At 44.4% G+C, this 2,548-nt stretch carries 1 protein-coding gene; it reads right to left on the reverse strand.

All coding sequences use genetic code 11. From position 1 onward, the window contains the following. Positions 1–308 precede the first annotated feature (308 nt). A complete protein-coding gene (locus tag Q0537_RS07280; protein ID WP_299226560.1) occupies positions 309–2,438 on the reverse strand; it encodes a bi-domain-containing oxidoreductase in 2,130 nt (709 codons plus the stop codon). Between the last annotated feature and the right edge of the window lie 110 nt (positions 2,439–2,548).

A 2,548-nucleotide genomic window follows, 5' to 3' on the forward strand; every position in this document is an offset into this window, starting at 1 on the left:
AAACAATCTTGGATTATGGCTAGTAGCAATTAAATCAAAATTTTTAAAAAGTCTAGTAATCATGAGCACAAAAACTATCGTCATACTAAACGAGTGAATATTTACGGCTCGAAATTTTGTTTTGCACAATACCGCAAATAAATCGATATATTTTTTAAAACCATTCTTAGATACATCAAATACTTGCGAATTATATAGCGACCTACTCAGTCTATAAATATAAACAGACACTCCGCCAATAGGAGGCGGATACGGTCCGATTATTAAAATTTTATCGTATTTTTTAAGCCTATCTTGCACTAACGAACTCATATCAAAAACGAAATCTCCGTAGTCTGCACCATATCCCAAAGCTCTATCGGCCAGCTTTTTTTGCTGCCTTTTAGAGTCCCAAATAACGCCTCAAGCTCTTCAAGCTGTCCCTTTTGGCTTACGTTCGTTGAAATTTCTTTCACCCCCACTCCATATCCTTTTAGGCTTTTATAATCGTCCAAAACAATGCTCTTGCCGTCGAAGTGGATCTCCATAAATTCCTTACTTAGCTCCTTACTGCCGTTTGCGAAATACTCGATATTTGCCACCGAGCCGTCTTTGTATTTTAAGACGATGGATTTGTTATCCTCAGCGCTATATTTTTCATTGCTCGGCGTGATGGCCTGCGAAAATACGCTCTGTATCTCGCTGCCAGTTAGCGCCGTCATCAGATCTATTATGTGGCACGCTTCGCCGACCATTCTGCCGCCGTTTTCATGCACCCAGTGATCCATCGGTATGTAGCCTGCGTTCATTCTATATCTAATTATCATCGGATTTATTCTAGCGCTCGTGTGCTTTTTTATCTCCTGTGCATAGGCGCTAAATCGCCTATTAAATCCCACGAACAGCACGGGCTTGTCGCCTCCCTCAGCGTAAAATTTCTTTATCTTTTCCAGCTCGTCTTTATTCGTCGCAAGCGGCTTTTCTACAAATACGTTTTTGCCCGCTTCAAGCGCCTTTAAAGTAAGCTCCGCATGGCTATCGTGCCTCGTGGAGATGATCACCAGATCAACATTTTTATCGTTTAAAATATCGTCTAAATTTGAAGTAGCGTAGTTCGCTCCGTATTGCTGCGCCACCGCCTTTGCCTTATACCCGCTTCGGTTCATAATCGCGTAAATTTTATATTTATCCGTAAGCTTTGAGATGTTGGGCAGGTGCATACCGGTGGCAAATCCGCCGACTCCGACGAACGCGACATTTATCACATCCCTGTTTACTGGCGTAGAATTTATAATGATTTTTTTATCATGATTTAAATAGCTATCAAGCTCGGTTAAATTTGCCTCGCCGTAGTCAAGCAAAACCATAAGCGGCTTATTCTGCGAAGTCTGTAGCGACTCGAACGCCTCCGTTACCTGCTCGATAGGATATTTTGCGTCTATGAGTTTATCTAGCTTTATCAAATTTTCATTTACTAGCCTTAGATACTCGCTCATATTTCGATTTTCGGTCCATCTTACGTAGCTAAACGGATAATCAAGCCCCTGCTCTTCGTAGCTCTTGTCGTAGCGACCGGGACCATAGGATGTGGAGATGAGAAAATCAAGCTCCTTTTTATACATATCCTCTCTATTTATCTGCATACCGGCAACGCCTACGAGCACCACTCTGCCCTTTTTCTTACACATCTGAAAGCTTTGAGATAGCGGCTCGCTGCTGCTCGTAGCGGCGGTAAATAGAACTCCGTCGGCGCCGTGTCCGCCGCTCCAAGACGCAACTACGTCTAACAAATCGTCTCTTGACGGGTTTATAACAAGCTCGGCGCCGTACTGCTTAGCTATCTGCAAGCGCCTATCGTCAAAATCGCTAACTGCGACCCTCACGCCTGAAATTTTAAGCATCTGTACCACAAGAAGCCCTAAAATCCCAGCTCCCACGACTACGCAGGTCTCGCCCAACCTTAGATCGATCCGCCTAACGCCTTGCATCGCTATGCCGCCTAGCGTCACGGTGCAAGCCCGCTCAAAGTCCATATCCTGCGGCATTTTCATAACTAAATTTTTAGGCACGTCTACGTATTCTGCGTGGTTTGCAAGCCCTGCACCGGCTGCAGCAACGCGCTCACCGATCTCAAAATTTGAAACGCCCTCTCCGACAGCTATGACGACGCCGCTAAGCGAATAGCCGGTCGGATTTCCACTATCAAGCTTGCCCTTTACCTTCGCATAGACGCTAGCTATGCCGTCGGATTTTACCATATTGATGACTTTTTTTACGTTCTCCGGCTGCTCCAAAGCCCTTCTAATCAAGCTCTTTCCGCTATTTGATACGCCGCTTATCTCGGTGCCCGCCGATATGCAGCTATTCACTACTTTGATAAGAACGCATCCCCTTGAAACGCTTGGAGCAGGGATCTGCTCCGCCAAAACCTTACCTTTTTTAACTATTGCTTGTATCATTTTGCAACCTTTATTTGTTTTAATTTCAATGCCGGCTTTTCTATAAAATTCCAAGAAACGCAAGCTATCGTGAGCGTTGCTGCTACCACTATGAGATATAACCATAAAGA

The organism is uncultured Campylobacter sp., from assembly GCF_938017775.1.
GTDB lineage: Bacteria > Campylobacterota > Campylobacteria > Campylobacterales > Campylobacteraceae > Campylobacter_B.

Excerpts from the sequence above, each read along its gene's own strand:
- Q0537_RS07280 (WP_299226560.1), bottom strand. The coding sequence starts at position 2,438 with ATGATACAAGCAATAGTTAAAAAAGGTAAGGTTTTGGCGGAGCAGATC.